16 protein-coding genes are annotated in these 17,640 nt (G+C 39.6%); 14 read left to right on the plus strand and 2 right to left on the minus strand.

Annotation, left to right across the window (positions count from 1 at the left end):
* Positions 1–123 precede the first annotated feature (123 nt).
* The 3 genes from glpK to LRA01S_RS03350 are packed head-to-tail and all read left to right on the plus strand — an operon-like array spanning position 124 to position 4,201.
* Positions 124–1,620: a glycerol kinase GlpK gene (glpK, locus tag LRA01S_RS03340; RefSeq protein WP_061774225.1), complete on the plus strand. Its 1,497-nt coding sequence runs from the start codon at positions 124–126 to the stop codon at positions 1,618–1,620.
* Positions 1,621–1,649: 29 nt separating this feature from the next.
* Positions 1,650–3,488, plus strand: coding sequence for a type 1 glycerol-3-phosphate oxidase (gene glpO, locus LRA01S_RS03345; protein ID WP_082785374.1), 1,839 nt, complete (start codon positions 1,650–1,652; stop codon positions 3,486–3,488).
* A complete protein-coding gene (locus LRA01S_RS03350) occupies positions 3,488–4,201 on the plus strand; it encodes an MIP/aquaporin family protein (RefSeq protein WP_061774226.1) in 714 nt (237 codons plus the stop codon). The genes glpO and LRA01S_RS03350 overlap by 1 nt, the downstream gene beginning before the upstream one ends.
* Positions 4,202–4,270: 69 nt before the next feature.
* On the opposite strand, the gene LRA01S_RS03355 is transcribed toward LRA01S_RS03350, so the two are convergent.
* A complete protein-coding gene (locus LRA01S_RS03355; protein WP_239519171.1) occupies positions 4,271–5,770 on the minus strand; it encodes a sensor histidine kinase in 1,500 nt (499 codons plus the stop codon).
* 70 nt (positions 5,771–5,840) lie between these two features.
* Positions 5,841–6,545 carry a response regulator transcription factor gene (locus LRA01S_RS03360; RefSeq protein WP_061774228.1) on the minus strand — a complete coding sequence of 235 codons (705 nt, stop codon included), beginning with the start codon at positions 6,543–6,545 and terminating at the stop codon, positions 5,841–5,843.
* Positions 6,546–6,934: 389 nt separating this feature from the next.
* On the opposite strand from LRA01S_RS03360, the gene LRA01S_RS03365 reads away from it, so the two are divergent.
* From LRA01S_RS03365 to LRA01S_RS03415, 11 genes are all read left to right on the plus strand, one after another.
* Positions 6,935–8,323: an FAD-dependent oxidoreductase gene (locus LRA01S_RS03365; protein ID WP_061774229.1), complete on the plus strand. Its 1,389-nt coding sequence runs from the start codon at positions 6,935–6,937 to the stop codon at positions 8,321–8,323.
* A 98-nt stretch (positions 8,324–8,421) separates the two neighbouring features.
* Positions 8,422–8,841: a hypothetical protein gene (locus tag LRA01S_RS03370; RefSeq protein ID WP_061774230.1), complete on the plus strand. Its 420-nt coding sequence runs from the start codon at positions 8,422–8,424 to the stop codon at positions 8,839–8,841.
* Positions 8,842–9,061: 220 nt separating this feature from the next.
* Complete coding sequence (locus LRA01S_RS03375; RefSeq protein ID WP_061774231.1) at positions 9,062–9,391, plus strand: putative DNA-binding protein; 330 nt, start codon at positions 9,062–9,064, stop codon at positions 9,389–9,391.
* Positions 9,392–9,531: 140 nt separating this feature from the next.
* Positions 9,532–11,052 (plus strand): signal recognition particle protein, encoded by a 1,521-nt coding sequence (gene ffh, locus LRA01S_RS03380; protein WP_061774232.1) that lies wholly within the window; start codon positions 9,532–9,534, stop codon positions 11,050–11,052.
* 76 nt (positions 11,053–11,128) lie between these two features.
* Positions 11,129–11,611 carry a shikimate kinase gene (locus LRA01S_RS03385; RefSeq protein WP_061774233.1) on the plus strand — a complete coding sequence of 161 codons (483 nt, stop codon included), beginning with the start codon at positions 11,129–11,131 and terminating at the stop codon, positions 11,609–11,611.
* Complete coding sequence (gene pheA, locus LRA01S_RS03390) at positions 11,608–12,435, plus strand: prephenate dehydratase (protein ID WP_061774234.1); 828 nt, start codon at positions 11,608–11,610, stop codon at positions 12,433–12,435. Before LRA01S_RS03385 ends, pheA begins: the two co-directional genes overlap by 4 nt.
* 193 nt (positions 12,436–12,628) lie before the next feature.
* The gene (locus tag LRA01S_RS03395) at positions 12,629–12,985 is read left to right on the plus strand and encodes a YxeA family protein (protein WP_061774235.1); all 357 of its coding nucleotides are present in this window, start codon (positions 12,629–12,631) and stop codon (positions 12,983–12,985) included.
* A complete protein-coding gene (locus LRA01S_RS03400; protein WP_061774236.1) occupies positions 12,985–13,737 on the plus strand; it encodes an ABC transporter ATP-binding protein in 753 nt (250 codons plus the stop codon). Before LRA01S_RS03395 ends, LRA01S_RS03400 begins: the two co-directional genes overlap by 1 nt.
* Complete coding sequence (locus tag LRA01S_RS03405) at positions 13,737–15,713, plus strand: FtsX-like permease family protein (RefSeq protein ID WP_061774237.1); 1,977 nt, start codon at positions 13,737–13,739, stop codon at positions 15,711–15,713. The genes LRA01S_RS03400 and LRA01S_RS03405 overlap by 1 nt, the downstream gene beginning before the upstream one ends.
* Before the next feature lie 99 nt (positions 15,714–15,812).
* A complete protein-coding gene (locus LRA01S_RS03410; protein ID WP_061774238.1) occupies positions 15,813–16,469 on the plus strand; it encodes a response regulator transcription factor in 657 nt (218 codons plus the stop codon).
* Entirely contained in the window at positions 16,466–17,422 is a 957-nt protein-coding gene (locus LRA01S_RS03415) for a sensor histidine kinase (protein WP_082785370.1), read from the plus strand. The genes LRA01S_RS03410 and LRA01S_RS03415 overlap by 4 nt, the downstream gene beginning before the upstream one ends.
* Positions 17,423–17,640 lie beyond the last annotated feature (218 nt).

Consider the following 17,640-nt stretch of genomic DNA (forward strand, 5'->3'; position numbering starts at 1 on the left):
TCAAAAACTAGCCTGTCATAAATCGTTAAAAAATGGCCGATTCTTGATAGGCTATTTTTCATTTGTCATGATAAGATAAGGATGTAGTCAAAAGGGAAGCGCTTACATAAAGGAGGAGATACAGTGGTAGAAGAACAATTTATTATGGCGATTGATCAAGGGACGACAAGTTCCCGTGCTATTATTTTTAACAAGATGGGCTTGAAGATTGGAAGTTCTCAAAAAGAATTTACCCAACACTTTCCACAAGAGGGTTGGGTAGAACACGATGCCAATGAAATATGGAATTCCGTTCAGTCTGTGATTGCAGGTGCTTTTATTGAATCGGGAATTAAACCATCTCAAATTGCTGGTATTGGGATCACCAATCAACGTGAAACAACTGTCATCTGGGAAAAAGACACAGGTAAACCAATCTACCATGCCATTGTTTGGCAATCACGTCAAAGCTCTGGTATTGCAGATAAGTTAAAGGAGGATGGTAAGAGCGAGTGGTTCCACAAGAAAACTGGTCTTGTCATTGATGCCTATTTCTCAGCAACTAAAATCTGTTGGATTCTTGATCATGTTGAAGGGGCGCAGGAAAGAGCTGAAAAAGGGGAGTTATTATTCGGAACGATTGACACTTGGTTGGTCTGGAAATTGACTGACGGTCAATCTCATGTGACGGACTTGTCAAACGCAAGCCGGACTATGCTCTTCAATCTGACAACGCTTGACTGGGATCAAGAAATCTTGGATTTACTGAACATTCCACGCAAAATGTTACCAAAATTGGTCTCTAATTCAGAAATTTATGGTCAAACACAAGGCTTCCATTTCTATGGCAGTGAAGTGCCAATTTCTGGTATGGCGGGTGACCAACAAGCGGCGCTATTTGGACAAATGGCATTCGAAGCCGGTATGGTTAAAAACACATATGGGACAGGTTCCTTTATTGTCATGAATACAGGGCATAACCCCAGCTTTTCAAAAAATAATTTGCTGACGACGGTTGGTTATAGCATCAACGGTCAAGTCAACTATGCGCTTGAAGGGAGTATATTTGTTGCAGGTTCTGCAATTCAGTGGATCCGAGATGGTTTGCAGTTTATTGAAAATGCTAGTGATTCCGAAGAAGCAGCACGTGCCTCACAAAATGACGATGAAGTCTATCTCGTTCCAGCTTTTGTCGGTTTGGGCGCGCCATACTGGGATCAAGATGCGCGTGGCGCCATGTTTGGTCTGACACGTGGGACAACGAAAAATGATATTATCAAAGCAACTTTACAGTCAATTGCTTATCAAGTTCGAGATATTATTGATACCATGCATGATGATACAGGAATTGATATTCCAGTGCTAAAAGTTGATGGTGGTGGAACCGCTAACAACTACCTCATGCAGTTCCAATCTGACTTACTCGATACACCCATTCAACGGTCTAAAAATGCTGAAACAACAGCGCTTGGTGCTGCGTTCTTAGCTGGACTAGCTGTAGGTTTCTGGCAAGATACAGATGAAATTCGTGAATTCTATGAAGCAGGTAAAATATTCGAAGCCAATATGGCACCAGAACGTCGTGAGAAGTTGTACGAAGGCTGGAAAAAAGCTGTGATTGCAACTCGGACATTTAAGTAATGGAAGCTGATATTGAAGAGGAAGAAAAAATGATAAATTTTTCAAAAGAAACGCGTCAAAAAAGTATTGACCAAATGCAAGCTGAAACCCTAGATTTACTGATCATCGGCGGCGGGATTTCAGGTGCAGGGGTGGCGATTCAAGCTGCTGCCTCAGGGATCAAAACTGGTTTGCTTGAAATGCAGGACTTTGCTGAAGGGACATCTTCACGCTCAACAAAACTAGTCCATGGTGGGATTCGCTACCTCAAAACATTTGATGTTGAAGTTGTCTCAGATACCGTCAAAGAACGGGCTATTGTCCAACAAATTGCCCCACATATTCCAAAACCAGATCCAATGTTGTTACCGATTTATGACGATGAAGGACCAACGACATTTGACATGTTCTCAGTCAAAATTGCTATGGATCTTTATGATCAGCTAGCAGGTGTCAAAGGCACGAAATATGAAAATTATACCTTGACTGCCAAAGAAGTGCTGGAACGCGAGCCTTACATCAAAAAAGAAGGATTAAAAGGCGCTGGAGTCTACCTCGACTTCCGTAATAACGATGCTCGTTTAGTGATTGAGAATATCAAAAAAGCGGCAGAAGATGGCGCATATATTGCCAGCAAAGTTAAAGTGGTTGGCTTCTTGTATGAAGATGGTAAGATCAACGGTGTTAAAGCGCGTGACTTGCTTTCAGGTCAAACCTTTGAAGTGCATGCGAAAGTTGTGATCAATACTAGTGGGCCATGGGTCGACAAAATTCGTAACTTGAACTACACACGCGCTGTCATTCCACACATGCGTCCTACAAAAGGGGTGCACCTGGTTGTAGATGCTAAGAAATTACCTGTCCCACAACCAACTTATTTTGACACACAAAAGCATGACGGCCGTATGGTCTTTGCTATCCCACGTGAAGATAAAACCTATTTTGGGACAACGGATACAGACTATCAAGGTGACTATACAGATCCTAAAGTCACACAAGAAGATGTTGACTATCTCCTGGAAGTCATCAACAAACGTTATCCAGATGCCAACTTGACCATCAACGATATTGAAAGTTCATGGGCTGGTTTACGGCCACTCTTACTAGGCAACTCAGGATCTGACTACAATGGTGGTGATAATGGTAGCTTGTCTGATACAAGTTTTGATAAAGTCTTAAACATTATTAGTGCCTACAAACAAGATCAAGCCAGTCGTGGTGATGTTGAGGACGTTTTAAATCACCTTGAAAATTCTCGTGGTGAAAAGGAGTTGTCACCATCTCAGATTTCACGTGGTAGTGCTCTGGAACGCGAGTCAGATAACTTAGTGACACTAGCAGGCGGTAAAATTACAGATTATCGTAAGATGGCTGAGGGGGCGCTTGAGTTAATCAAGAATATCTTGTCAGATGAATTTGATCAAACCTATGAAGCTATCAATTCTAAAGAATATGCCGTATCTGGTGGTGAGTTTGATCCAGCGAAAGTCAGTGAAACAGTCGAAGCTAATGCTAAGCTTGGTGTTGTAGCCGGTTTAACAGAAGCAGAAGCAACTTATATCGCTGATTTCTACGGTATGAATGCTTTGATCATCTTTGAAATGGCTAAAGAAATGTCGCCATATGTTGATTTGACATTGGCAGAATCAGCCATGCTGCGCTATGCAATGGCAGGTGAAATGACGCTAACACCAAGTGATTACCTCATGCGTCGGACGAATCACATTCTCTTCCAACGTGATCGACTAGATGCCATTAAACATCCAGTTGTTGATGCCATGGCGGCTTACTATGATTGGTCACAAGATGAGAAAGCAGAACAATTAGTTGAATTAAACCAAGTCATTAATGCATCAGACTTGAAAGATTTGAAAGTGGGGGCAAACTAATGTCAGCAGATATGGTACAAATTTTTAGTGAATTCATCGGCACACTCATCCTTATTTTGTTGGGGGACGGGGTCTGTGCAGCCGTTAACCTTAACAAAAGTAAGGCGCAAAACTCCGGTTGGATCGTCATTGCCTTTGGTTGGGCACTTGCCGTGACAATCGCCGTTTATGTTGCAGGGATCAATGGTCCAGCCCATCTTAATCCGGCTGTCACCATTGCCATGGCAGTAAATGGAAGCCTTAAGATGAGTCTAGTCTTTCCCTTCATTATCGCGCAATTGCTTGGTGCCATCGTTGGGGCAGTCCTAGTTTGGCTAGCATATTTGCCACACTTTGATGCCACAACAGATAAAGGGGCTATCCTTGGTACCTTTGCTACAGGACCTGCGATTCGTAACTACCCATCAAACGTGGTAACCGAAGTGATTGGTACATTTGTCCTTGTCTTAGGTCTTCTTGCCTTCGGCGCAAATAAATTTGCAGATGGCACAAACGTCTTTGCAGTCGGTGGTTTAATCTTAGCTATTGGTCTATCACTTGGTGGACCTACAGGTTATGCCATCAATCCAGCCAGAGATTTAGGACCTCGTATTGCTCACTTCATCTTACCGATGAAAAATAAAGGGGATTCTGACTGGGCTTACAGTTGGGTACCGGTTGTAGCACCAATCATTGGTGGTCTATTAGCCGTTGGTTTGTTCAAATTCATGTGATAGATCATAGAAAAAAACGTGATGACATCATTGATGTCATCACGTTTTTATATGTGTTGATTCAAATTACTACAAAGTCACAGTGAAAGTCGTGCCTTTGCCAACAATACTGACGACATCAATCTGTCCGTCCAGCTCAGTTAGATTTTTCTTGACAATGGCAAGTCCAAGTCCCGTACCGTCTGCATCACGGGTTTGATCAGCGCGATAGAAACGCTCAAAAATTCGTGTTTTTTCGATTTCTGTTAAACCAGGACCGTTATCAGAGATAGAAAAGGTCGCTTTGCCTGCGATTTTAGTCACACAGATATAGATTTTACCACCAGTTGGTGTATAATGGATGGCATTTTCAATCAAATTTTTAAGGACAGCATAGAGATGCTTGTCATTGGATTTGACATTGACCTCATCAAATTGTGTTGTGACATGCAGCGCTTTGTCCTGAATGACCAGCTTGAAATTTTCAAGCACGTCTCGGGTCAATGCCGTCAGATTAAGTTTTTTCTTTTTGAGATGGATTGGTTGACGAGTCATCTCTAGTGTATCTGTCACTAAACTTGACAGGCGTTTCGTTTCTTTAACGATATGTTTGGCGAAGCCTGTTATTTTCTCAGGTGGCAGTTTGGCAGAGTCATTGGCCAAGATATCGGCAAAGCCAGCGATAGCTGCGAGCGGTGTTTTGAGGTCATGTGAGACATTGGCGATGAAGTCGTTGTGAGCGCGTGTCGTGACTTTATAGGCCGTCACATCGATCATGGTCACCATGAGGCGGCGCTCTAAGGCCTCGATGGGCTGGACCGTGACCGCGTAGTAGGCGTTGATTTTCTCGAAGTAGAAAGTTTGTTCTTGCCGCGTCGGTTTCAACATTTTATTGACCAAAAACTGAAGGACATCACTGTAAGGACTGAAAATATCTAGATTTTTTGTCGCCATGAATTCATTTTGAAAGCTAGCATTACTCCGTCGAATCGTCCCTTTCAAGTCATAGATGAAAATAGGAAACTCGAAAAACTCGATGAAAGCGTAGAGATTTTTCTTGGCAGGCGTCGAACTCTCGGCCTGATGCTGAATCGTCTCGCCCAAGTGATTGAGCTCTGTCGTAATTTTATTATCATCTTCGGAAATCAAATAGCTTTGTGTCAGCGGGCTACGTCTGATATTCTTGATTTTGGCAATGGTATCCGCTTCAAAGGTTAGACGTTTTTTATTAGCAAGGTAAAATTGACCTAAGCCAATCACATAAATCAAGCCAGCGAAAATAATCACGACAACTGTCTCAAATAGCGTCGAAGAGCGCTGACTGGTCACTTGAATATAGTTTTTCAAGACTGCCTTTTCATAATTGGGAACCGTGATCGTCATTTTTTTCGCGGTCATGGTTCTCGAAAAGGTTGCGCCTTTTTTGATGTTTTGAACCGCCTCAGCTTGATTATTTTTCGCTAAAATTTTGACTGTCTCACCAAATTTGGTCTCAGGTGATTTATTCAAAATATCACAAATCGTATAGGCACGATCAGATAAATGATTGGTGTCAGTTGTGACCGTATGTGTATTGAGGAGCAAAATCACTAAAATTGTCGTTAAAAAATAGAGACAAGAACAAATCAAAACCAGTCTAAGTTTTGATCGTTTCTTTTTCTTATAAAATGTCTTTGGTATGATGTTCACTAAATTGGTACCCGAACCCTCTTTTTGTTTTGATAAATTGGTTATGTAGTTTTTTGCGTAAGTTACTAATTGTTACATCGACGACACGAGTTTCATAATCCTGCGTTTCGCCCCAAAATTCAGTTAAAATCGCCTCACGACTGACAATTTGATCCCGATTTTGAATTAAAAAGACCAGAAGATTGAACTCTCGTTTTGACAGATCAATTCTATCATCTGCTAGCATTGCTGATTTAGTCTTGAGATCAATTTCCAAGCCATCAAAGCTATAGTGGTCTAGCGATTCGGCTACCTGCCCAGGCTTTTGGTAGATTTGATTCCGTCGAATCAGAGCATTGGCGCGCGCCACGATTTCTCTCTGTGGCGTCGTCTTATCCAGATAATCATCCACCCCAGAATTAATCCCAGTAATTTTCAAATCATCATCATCACGTGCCGTCAAGATGATAATGGGGGTGTAATTGGCTCGTTGGCGCAATGCTTCAGTCACCGCTAGACCGGATAACTCAGGCATCATCATATCGAGTAAAATGACATCAAAGTCTCGCTTTGAAGCGAGGCCTAGTGCCTCCAGACCATTTTTAACCAGAGATACTTTGAAGCCGTCGGATTCAAATGTATAAGATAAGAGAGCCAAGATGGCGCTGTCATCATCTGCAATCATAATTGTTTTCATACCTTAAATTATAACAAAAAATTGGCAATTTTTGACATTAAGTTACTGAGTCTTTTAAATTGTGACACTTTTTTGAATGACTGATTGGAAAAGTTATAAGAGAGAGAAATGAGAACTCTAAATGCCCCAAAAAACGAGGATAAAAATACTTAAAAATCTTGACTTATAGAAGATGGAGATAAGTATACAAGAACCTTGTCAACCTCTACCTATTTTATACTTGAGCTTAAGAACACCTTTTTATATTTTTTTGATATAATTAAATTGTAATAAATTATCGCTATAAACTCAGATTAAACTTTATTTTCTAAAATTATCTTATAATTTTAATAATCGGAAGTTATTGAGTGTTAGTGTCTTGAATTGAGATGTCAGAAAAGAGGAACTGTATGGAAATTAGAATTATTGGTGGATCGCATGCTGCAATTGCTTGTGCGACAAGAGCCCGTGAAGAATATCCGAATGCTCGGATTGTTATTTACGAAAAAAATAAAAATATCGGCTTTATTGCCCAAAGTATTCCGCTTTATTTATCAGGGAATACAAATTTCTTGAAAATGTCGAGCTATACCACTGTTTCCGAACTTGAAAACCTTGGCATTTTAGTTCGCACACAATTTTCTGTGACTGATATCGATATGACTAAAAAAGTGTTTAAAGTCGTCGATTTGGTCGAAAACAGCGAGAGCGAAGATCGTTATGACAAGCTCATCTTAGCAATGGGCTCTTATCCATCTCTCCCACTTGTACAAGGTGAATTTCGTGAGAAATTGTTTATCATCAAAAATTATGTGGATGCCGAAAGAATCAAGCGCTTCATGCGCGTATCTCGTAGTGTCATTATCATTGGTGGAGGCGCCATCGGTGTTGAGATTGCGCAGTTGATGAACAACGCTAAGATTGAAACCACCCTCATCCATGCTTCTGATAATATTTTAAATCGTTATTTAGACCAAGACGTGGCAGAAGACGTGCAAAAAACCTTGGCTCTGAGAGGCATTGATATTGTGACAAACTCTGTTGTAACAGATATCAAAGAAGAAAAAATTGAAAATACCAATGCTCACGAAGGTAATGTCGGTAAAATCATCAGCCGTGTTTTCACACGTGATGGTCGAGAATTTGTGGCAGACGGTGTCATTTATGCGACTGGCTTCCGTCCCAATACTTTCCTAGCTGCTGAACAATTAGAGCTAGGTGATAAAGGTGCAATTCTTGTTGATGACTACATGCAAACCAGCCATCCAGATGTCTTTGCTGTTGGTGATTGTGCGACAACCAATGTTACAAATATGAAAAATCCAACTTATGTGCCCCACGTCAGTGATGCCATTCGTGAAGGTGATGTAGCAGCCATTAACTTGATGGGACCTAAGATTAAATTGAACAAATCTCAAGGGACTTATAAGCTAAATTTCGATGAAGAAATGACACTTTGTATGACAGGTTTGAGTCTTGAAAAAGCAAAAGAACAAGGATTTGATTGTAAATCTGTTTATGTCAGAAATGACTATGTGAACAGTGATGGCTACTACGAAACATGGGTCATCTATGAGAAAGGGACGCACAAAATTTTAGGTTTGCAAAGTAAAGGTGTTTCCCCTGAAATTGCAGCCCAAGCAGATATCATTTCATTGGCAATTCAAAACGGAACAACGATTGATGACATTGAATATATTGATTTCTATTATAAACATGGCTTTAAAAATCCGAAAAGCTTCATGAAGTTGGTTGCTGATAAAGTTCGCCAACAAGAAAAAATAGAAAAACTATATTAAAAGATGCCTATCTTAATTAAAGGGGTTACGTTTGATAGATTAGACGGACGGCCCTTTTAGTAACCGTGATGCATTGACAAATGATTAAGGAGGTTGTTTTGGGAAAACTGAATGATTTGGATTACTGTTATGCCTCTATTGTACTTTTGGAGGAATTAGAAAAAGTCTCGTATGCTAGAAATGAGCGACTAAGACAATTTCATGAAAAAGTTCATGCGAGGCAGGCGATTGTTGCTGCAGCGCTAGCTTTGATTTTACCGGTGATTGTTTGGATTTATTTATTAACATCAAAGGTCAGTATATTTGAGGTTAAAACATTTGCCGTTTTAGGACCACGAGTGGTTGGGGTACTCATGATCACTGCACTGTTATTTTTAATCCCCTATTTATTTTTACACATGGTTTGGTGTCAACCTTTTCTGCGTTCGTTTAGAAAAATATTTGAAACTGTTTTACGTGCACACCTGATAAGTGATGTTAAGGAGATGAAGATGAGGCAACGCGAGCTGAAGCCATGAAATCAAATCGCCATGACTTTATGTTCAGTACCTTTATCAATCTTGTCATTCTAGTTATCTTTGTTTTTCTGATTGTTAAGTTTACCATTTCTTTTCTATCATTTTAAAAAGATGATTGCTTAAGCAGTACCAAATGATAGCACAAGTAAAATTTGCACCTGATGTACATTTAGACACAAGAAAGCTGAGTTTATCTCAGTTTTTTTGGTATAATAGAAGAATGGAAATTGAAAAAACCAACCGGATGAATGCATTGTTCGAGTTTTACGCGACTTTGCTGACAGAAAAGCAGATGAATTATGTCGAGCTTTACTACGCAGATGATTATTCTTTAGCGGAAATTGCTGAAGAATATAAGATTAGTCGTCAAGCTGTTTATGATAATATCAAGCGGACTGAAAAAGTCTTGGAAACATACGAAACCAAGCTTCACATGTATTCGGATTACATTGTGCGCGAGCAAATTTTTGCTGATCTTTTGGCGAAATATGCAGAGGATACTTATCTGGTTGAGCAAATCACGATTTTACAAAGTTTAGAAAATGAATAGGAGATAGGGAGTTTTATACTCATTTAAGTAAAGAAAGTGTACAATATTTTTGAGATATTTTTTGTCAATTTGAGGCGACGAGAAATAGCCAAAAATGTTCGCTTTATTTGCTTAATTGAGTATAACTCATCATAAAAATTATGGCATTTGAAAATTTAACTGAACGATTACAAGGCGTTTTTAAAAACTTACGAGGTAAGAAAAAAATCACTGAAAATGATGTTTTAGAAATTACCAAAGAAATTCGTGTCGCGCTGCTGGAAGCCGATGTCGCGCTACCTGTCGTTAAGAAATTCATCCGAAATATTCGCACACGTGCGATTGGTGTTGAAGTTTCTGAAGCTTTGCAACCGGCGCAACAAGTCATCAAAATCGTTGACGAAGAATTAACAGCCATCTTAGGTGGTGGCGAAGCAGAACTGGCGAAGTCACCAAAAATCCCAACCATCATCATGATGGCAGGTCTTCAAGGGGCAGGTAAAACAACCTTTGCAGGTAAACTAGCCAAACGTTTAAAAGAAACTGAAAACGCACGACCTTTGATGATTGCAGCCGACGTCTATCGGCCTGCGGCCATAGAGCAGTTGAAAACAGTAGGTAGTCAGATTGATGTGCCGGTTTATGACGAAGGCACTGACGTTAATCCAGTAGAGATTGTCCGTAACGGTTTGGCTTTAGCAACTGAAAAGCGTCATGACTATGTCTTGATTGATACGGCTGGTCGACTCGAAATCGATGAAAAATTGATGAATGAGTTGGTACAAATCAAAGATTTGGCACAACCAACTGAAATTCTCTTGGTTGTCGATGCTATGACTGGTCAAGTCGCAGCTGATGTCGCTAAGAAATTCAATGAAACATTGGAGATTACAGGTGTCATCATCACTAAATTAGATGGTGATACACGTGGTGGTGCTGCATTATCAATCCGAGAAATCACAGGTAAACCGATTAAATTTGTCGGAACAGGTGAAAAGTTAACCGACTTAGAAGTTTTCTATCCTGACCGGATGAGTTCACGCATTCTTGGTATGGGTGATATGTTGACCTTGATCGAAAAAGCGCAAAGCCAATACGATGAAGTGCAATCTGCCAAAATGGCAGAAAAAATGCGTGAAAATACTTTCGATTTTAACGACTTCATAGAGCAGTTAGACCAAGTTCAGTCTATGGGACCATTGGATGAAATCATGAAGATGATTCCCGGTATGTCTGAAATTCCAGGTGCTGCCAATATCAAGGTTGACGAAAAAGATATTGCTAGAAAACGTGCCATTGTCTTGTCAATGACCCCTGAAGAACGTGCTAATCCGGATATTTTATCACCGTCACGTCGTCGTCGTATCGCTGCGGGATCAGGGAATACATTTATTGAAGTTAACAAACTCATTAAACAGTTTAACGAGTCTAAAAAAATGATGAGTGGCTTGATGAATGGTGATATGGGAGCCATGCTTGGTGGTATGGGCGGTCAAATGCCCAATATGCCAGGTGGTATGCCTGATATGAGTGCGCTCGGTGATATGGGGGGCGCTGGCATGCCTGATATGAGCGCTATGTTTGGTGGCGGCCTCAAAGGTAAAGTCGGTAAGATGGCTATGACTGCTGCTATGAAACGCGCCCAGAAGAAAATGAAAAAAGGCAAGAAGAAGAAAAAATAAGCGATCAATACCTGATTTTGTGTATGCTTGATACCAAAACTGTGAGATGGCTGAGACAGAACGGAAACAGAGATAAATGACGACATTTTTGATAGGCTTTATGGGGTCAGGAAAGACAACCATTGCCCAATTATTAGCCACTGATTTTGTTGATATGGATCAGGTGATCGTTAATCGTATTGGCATGCCGATTTCAACATTTTTTGAAATGTCAGGGGAAGTGGCCTTCCGAGAAATTGAATCACAGGTCTTAGAGGAGTTGTCAAAAAGCGATGGCGTGATTGCAACTGGTGGCGGTGTCGTTACGTCCGATGACAATCGCCGCATTTTAAGTGAATCCGAGGCAGAGATCATTTATCTCAAGTCGGATTTTGATACTCTCTATCAGCAAATTTCAGACGATACGACCAATGTGAGACCGCTATTTGTCGATAAGTCTCGCGAGGAACTTCAGGTTCTATTTGAAACACGTGCGCCATTATATGAAGCTATCGCAACTCAAGTCATCAAGACTTCAGGTAAGACACCTAAGGAGATAGTAAAGGAAATTCGACGATGAAAATTGGTTATTTGGGTCCTAAAGCGTCCTTTACTTATGCGACAGCCCGAGCTGCCTTTCCAGATAGCAGTCATCAACTTGTCGCTTTTGATTCGATTACTGAAGTCATTAGAAGTTATGAGCAGGATCTGGTTGACTATGCTATTGTCCCAGTCGAAAATTCGATTGAAGGAAGTGTCCATCAGACTGTAGATTATCTCTTTTTACAGGCTGAGCAGATTCGAGCTCAGGCTGAAATTGTTCAGCCTATCAAACAACAGCTCATGGCAACGCGTGCTGATAAAGAAATCGAGAAAATCTTTTCTCATCCCCAAGCCATTGCCCAATCGCTGAAATATGTGCAGCGCCATTTTCCTGACGCTAAAATTGAGAGTACAGATAGCACGGCTTACGCAGCAAAATTTGTTGCAGAGCATCCTGAGAAAAATTTTGCGGCGATTGCGCCAGTTGCCAGTAGTTTGGAGTATGGGTTGACGATTATCGCTCAGGATATTCAAGAAATTGATGAAAATTTCACGCGCTTCTGGTTATTAGGGCAAACGACACCACATATTCCTCTACCAGTTGTGACGGAGAAGATGACGTTAGCGTTGACACTTCCAGATAATTTACCTGGTGCCTTATATAAAGCCTTACAAATTTTTGCAGATTTCGGAATTAACTTAACCAAAATTGAATCACGGCCACTGAAAACCTTTCTGGGGGAGTATTTCTTTCTCATTGATGCCCAGTTTTCTGAGAACTATCTCTATTTGATTCATGCGCTCGAAAAACTTGGTATAACGGTCAAGCGTTTGGGGAAATATAAGGTTTATAAGATGTAAAAACAGTCAATTAAACTAACAGAGCCTTGATAATCTGTTGGTTTTTTTGTACCTACGGCCATTCATCTACTTGCTTACATTTTCGTAAGAAACAAGGTTTGAGCTGTAAGAATGATAGCTACGTCGTATGCGATAATAAGAGTGTCAATACGAAAACAAAAAGTTTCAGTAACTTAGAATCAAAGGAGATACAATGAAAAAATTACTTTCGGTGCTTGCAGTGCTTGCAGTGCTTGCCGTTATAGGTGTAGGCCTTTACATGGTTTATCAAAAGAGCTATGGTGGCGATACTTACTATGTTAAAATCACACAAGATGGTAGAACTACAGCAGATACAGATAGTAGTGGACATATTTACACTACCTATAATTATGAGCTACCAGCTGTTAACAAAAAACTTGATAAAAAGACGGTTAAATTTACGGCTGATCATAACCTTAGAAAAGATGCCTACTTAGCATTAACGGTTCACAAGACAAAAGGTGTGACGAGTTATAAAGAAGTCAAAAAATCAGAAATCAAAGCGAATATCTTAAAGGAGATCAAATAATGTTCTTAGAAGTCAATCATTTAGAAAAATCATTCCAAACACGTTTTTCAAAAGAAAAAACACAAGCCTTGCGTGATGTAAATTTTATCGCTGAAGAAGGTGAATTCATCGCCATCATGGGTGAAAGTGGGAGTGGTAAAACAACCTTGCTGAACATTTTAGCAACCTTAGAAAAACCAAGCAGTGGTGAAGTTGTCTTAGAAGGCAAAAAAATAAGCACAATTAAAGAGCAACAATTAGCGGAATTCCGTCGTGATCATCTAGGTTTTGTCTTTCAAGATTTTAACTTGCTTGACACCTTGAGTGTGCGTGATAATATTTTCTTGCCACTTGTTTTAGGTCGTTATAAATATGGTGAAATGGCAAAACGTTTGAAAGCCTTAGCACCTAAGTTGAATATTGAGGATTTACTAAATAAACAACCTTTTGAATTGTCTGGCGGTCAAAAACAACGTGTGGCGGTTGCCCGTGCCTTGATTACCAACCCTAAATTGATTTTAGCGGATGAACCAACAGCAGCACTTGACTCAAAAAATTCAGATGGTTTGCTTGAATTATTTGAACAGATTAACAATGAAGGTCAAACCATTCTCATGGTAACCCACTCAAGTCTTGCTGCTAGCCATGCCAGTCGTGTTCTATTTATCAAAGATGGTCAAATCTTCCATCAACTTTATCGTGCTGGTAAGTCCAACAACGAGTTTAATCGTGATATCACGACAGCTATCACGAGTCTGTTAGGAGGAGAATAATGTTTTATCTCAAACTCGCTTTTCAAAACATTCGAAAATCTTTCTCAAATTTTTCTCCGTTTTTATTAGCAACAACTTCTATGTTTGCCATTACATTAATTCTGTCAAACCTTGCCTTTTCCAAAAGTTTGGATCAATTAAGAGGGGCTGATGCAGTCAGAACATTGATGAAATTTGGTCTTGCTATTATTGTCTTGTTCTCAGTCATTATCGTGAGTTATAGTTACAGATTCTTACTTAAACAACGGACGAGAGAATTTGGACTCTATAATATCTTAGGCTTGAACAAGCGCAATATCGCCACCATCTCATTCTGGGAGTTGTTGATGACCTTCGTCATGACTTTGGTCGCGGGTACTATCTTAGGTTTGATTTTTTCAGAATTTCTCTTTCTGATATTCGTCCATCTTATCGGTGGCAACTACTTTAATTTAACAGTTTCCATTCCAGCTGTTTTGTTAACAATACTAGTGTTTGCAGCCATCTTTGCCTTGCTCATGTTCTTTGCCATCGTGACCATCAAACGTAACTCAGCCATTAGTCTCTTAAAAGACAATACACGTAGTGAGCGTGAACCACGTGGCCGTTTGATTATGTCTATCCTTAGTATCCTTATGCTGGCTGTTGCTTATTACTTAGCGCTTAGCGTGCAAGGACCGATTGAAGCTTTGCTGAAATTTTTCATCGCTGTGGTTCTTGTCATTATAGGGACATATTTGCTCTATATTGGCGTGACTATCTTCGTTTTAAAACGTCAAAAAGCCAACAAAAGCTACTATTACAAACCTGAACACTTCATCACGACCAGCAGCATGCTTTATCGCATGAAAACCAATGCAGTTGGTCTTGCCAATATCACGATTCTCGTGACCATGACATTCGTCACACTTGCGACATCTGTTGCGCTTTACGTCGGTGTTCAAAAAGTTGTAGCAGAACAATTTCCAAAGAATACCAATATTAGTATCAGTGGCAAAAATATCGACGAAAATAAGGCAGCACTCAACACGTTCATTCAAGAAAATGACGTTGATACCTCAAAAGCAGCACCTTATTCTTCATTTACAGTTATGACGAATTTTAGTGTTAATGCAGATAAACAGGCAGCACTACCCGCTAATTCGCCAAAACTCAATGATTATGCTGCATTAAGATTCGTCACACGTGACGATATGGTCAAACTAGGCAATGACTTACCTGAGTTAGCCTCTAATCAGGCTATCCTTTATAAAGCATTTGGTGATAAGGATGTCAAATCAGTGGATTGGTTTGGTGAAAAATTAGAGATTGTCAAAGAAGTACCGTCGCTTAAAAATCTACCTAAGTTTCCAGGAGTCTTTGATGTCTTCGTCTTCGTCGTCTCTGATGAGCAAGAACTTACAAAATTGAACGACCTCAATAATCAAGAAGAGATCAAGAAAAATCCAGGTGCTGTTGATTTTTCTACACAAATTAGCACAGAATGGTTAGTTAACTTGTCTGCTAAAGAACGTGAAGTCCTTAGCAAAAAAGCGCCTAACGATGTCAATCAACCTAATCGCGTAATTGTTGCAACTGAGAAAGAAAGCAAAGAAGGCATCATGGAATTCACGGGCGGTTTCCTCTTCATCGGGTTCATGCTTGGTATTACCTTCATTCTTGGCGCTGCCTTGATTATCTACTACAAACAAATTTCTGAAGGGGCTGAAGATAAACGTAGCTACCGAATCTTACAAGAAGTTGGTTTAACGAAAAAAGAAGTTAAAAAATCAATTGATTCACAAGTTATGGTTGTCTTCTTCATGCCAATTATCGTCAGCATTATTCACTTTGCTGCAGCCTTTGTCATGATTTCTAAACTAATCAATATCTTTGGGATTACGGATATCGGCATGATTGCTACTGTCAGCGGGATCACGATCTTAGTTATCTCTATCATCTATTATCTGATTTATCGTAAAACATCGAAAATTTATTATCGAATCGTTGAAAGATAATTTGTTACTATTGATACCTCCAGATTTTGGAGGTGTTTTTTTTGATCAATCCGTGAGTTTGAGGTGCCATAAACGCCTGATTTCTGGTAGAATAGGACTATGAAAAATAAAATCTTTATTGTTGAAGATGATGAGACAATTGTTAAATTATTACGTGAAAAACTTCAAGAAGAATTTCATGTCACGAGTGTGATGAATTTTCGTGCGGTGGCAGCAGAGATTGCTGAATATCAGCCTGATTTGGTCTTGATGGATATTACTCTGCCTTATTTTAACGGTTTTTATTGGACGACTGAAATTCGAAAATCAAATGATCTTCCGATTATTTTTATTTCGTCTGCCTCTGATGAGATGAGCGCTGTCATGGCCATGAATATGGGAGCAGATGATTTTGTCAGCAAACCTTTTTCTGTTGAGGTGTTAATTGCTAAAATTAACGCTCTTTTGAGACGGACAAAAGTGCAAGTCAACCATTTAAGTTTTGAGCGATTCACGCTGGATTTGGACGGGAATTTTTCAGACGGCCAAGAAAAAGTCAATTTGACCAAAACAGAAACGCTTATTTTAAAAACTTTACTTGAACATACAGGTAATATCGTTGACAAACATGACCTCCTAAAAAAACTTTGGGAAGGTGACGATTTTATAGACGACAATACTTTAAACGTCAACATGAGTCGCTTACGCAAGAAACTTCTGCAAGTAGACTTTGATCATATCCATACAGTTCGTGGCGTAGGGTATGTGGTTAAATGATGGTATATTTACGACTTATTGCTCGCTTTTGTCAGGAAAAATCCGGCGAGATCTTCATTTTTTTGTTCACAGAAAGTTTGATTGCGCTCGTCCTATTTTTACAGCAAATAGAGTTAACTGCCTTTAAAGTCGCCTTTTTATTGCCTGCCCTGATTTTCGTGATCTATCAGAGTCTCGCCTGCCATCGCTTTATCCAGCTCCACCAATTTTTAACTAGAACTAGCGTAGAAAATCTACCAAACTTTCCTGATTCAAGTTTGATTGGAGAAGATTATCAGCAGCTGATTGTTAACCTTGATCAATGGAGTCAGGAGAAGTATCAAGAGTTGTTGAAATTCGACAAGGACTTATTAGATTTAACCAAGCTTTGGACGCACCAGATGAAAGTCCCGTTGGCAGCGCTTGACTTGATGGCGCAAACAGATCACCTGACAAAATCAGGTGTTCAGAATCAATTACTAGAACTGGACAACTATCTCAATATTTTACTGAGCTATCTGCGTTTACAAAATACGTCGACAGATTTTCGTTTTGAAACCTTTGATGTAGCAGATATCACGCGCGACATCATTAAAAAATATGCCAATCAATTTATCATGAAAAACCTGTCAGTTAGCATCACAGGTTCCTGGGAAATTACCAGTGACCGCAAGTGGTTGTCAGTCGCGATAGAGCAACTTATTAATAATGCTGTAAAGTATACTAAAACGGGCAGTGTTACGATTAAATTCGATGATAACATAACGATTAAAGATACAGGAATTGGTATTTTACCAGAGGATTTGCCTAGGCTCTTTGAGCATGGTTTTACCGGCTATAATGGGCGCAATAATCAAAAATCAACAGGTCTTGGTCTCTATCTAACTAAAGGCATTATGGATAGACTGGAGTTGACAGTCACCATTACGAGCCAAGTAGAGCAAGGAACGGAAGTCTGTATTGAAAAGAACTAGCGATGAGAAGTCGCGAGTTCTTTTTTGTTATCTGATCTCTTATAATTAGAAAATTAAAGTTTTTTTCGTTAAATTAAAAGTATGCGAAATATGTTATCTTAAATTAAGTTGTTTATGTCATTTGTTTGTCTAAAATAGCATTAAATAATAGAGAAAAATAAGTTTATGTGCTAAAATAACAATATACAGATTGTTTTAAAACATGACTTAATGCAGTT

Origin of the sequence: Pseudolactococcus raffinolactis NBRC 100932 (assembly GCF_001591765.1) — a bacterium.
GTDB lineage: Bacteria > Bacillota > Bacilli > Lactobacillales > Streptococcaceae > Pseudolactococcus > Pseudolactococcus raffinolactis.

What these genes read in the sequence shown, in the direction of transcription:
- LRA01S_RS03360 (WP_061774228.1), bottom strand. Translation starts at nt 6,545, where the DNA reads ATGAAAACAATTATGATTGCAGATGATGACAGCGCCATCTTGGCTCTC.
- LRA01S_RS03350 (WP_061774226.1), top strand. Translation starts at nt 3,488, where the DNA reads ATGTCAGCAGATATGGTACAAATTTTTAGTGAATTCATCGGCACACTC.
- LRA01S_RS03385 (WP_061774233.1), top strand. Translation starts at nt 11,129, where the DNA reads ATGACGACATTTTTGATAGGCTTTATGGGGTCAGGAAAGACAACCATT.
- pheA (WP_061774234.1), top strand. Translation starts at nt 11,608, where the DNA reads ATGAAAATTGGTTATTTGGGTCCTAAAGCGTCCTTTACTTATGCGACA.
- LRA01S_RS03375 (WP_061774231.1), top strand. Translation starts at nt 9,062, where the DNA reads ATGGAAATTGAAAAAACCAACCGGATGAATGCATTGTTCGAGTTTTAC.
- LRA01S_RS03410 (WP_061774238.1), top strand. Translation starts at nt 15,813, where the DNA reads ATGAAAAATAAAATCTTTATTGTTGAAGATGATGAGACAATTGTTAAA.
- glpO (WP_082785374.1), top strand. Translation starts at nt 1,650, where the DNA reads ATGATAAATTTTTCAAAAGAAACGCGTCAAAAAAGTATTGACCAAATG.
- LRA01S_RS03365 (WP_061774229.1), top strand. Translation starts at nt 6,935, where the DNA reads ATGGAAATTAGAATTATTGGTGGATCGCATGCTGCAATTGCTTGTGCG.
- LRA01S_RS03395 (WP_061774235.1), top strand. Translation starts at nt 12,629, where the DNA reads ATGAAAAAATTACTTTCGGTGCTTGCAGTGCTTGCAGTGCTTGCCGTT.
- LRA01S_RS03405 (WP_061774237.1), top strand. Translation starts at nt 13,737, where the DNA reads ATGTTTTATCTCAAACTCGCTTTTCAAAACATTCGAAAATCTTTCTCA.
- LRA01S_RS03400 (WP_061774236.1), top strand. Translation starts at nt 12,985, where the DNA reads ATGTTCTTAGAAGTCAATCATTTAGAAAAATCATTCCAAACACGTTTT.
- ffh (WP_061774232.1), top strand. Translation starts at nt 9,532, where the DNA reads ATGGCATTTGAAAATTTAACTGAACGATTACAAGGCGTTTTTAAAAAC.
- LRA01S_RS03415 (WP_082785370.1), top strand. Translation starts at nt 16,466, where the DNA reads ATGATGGTATATTTACGACTTATTGCTCGCTTTTGTCAGGAAAAATCC.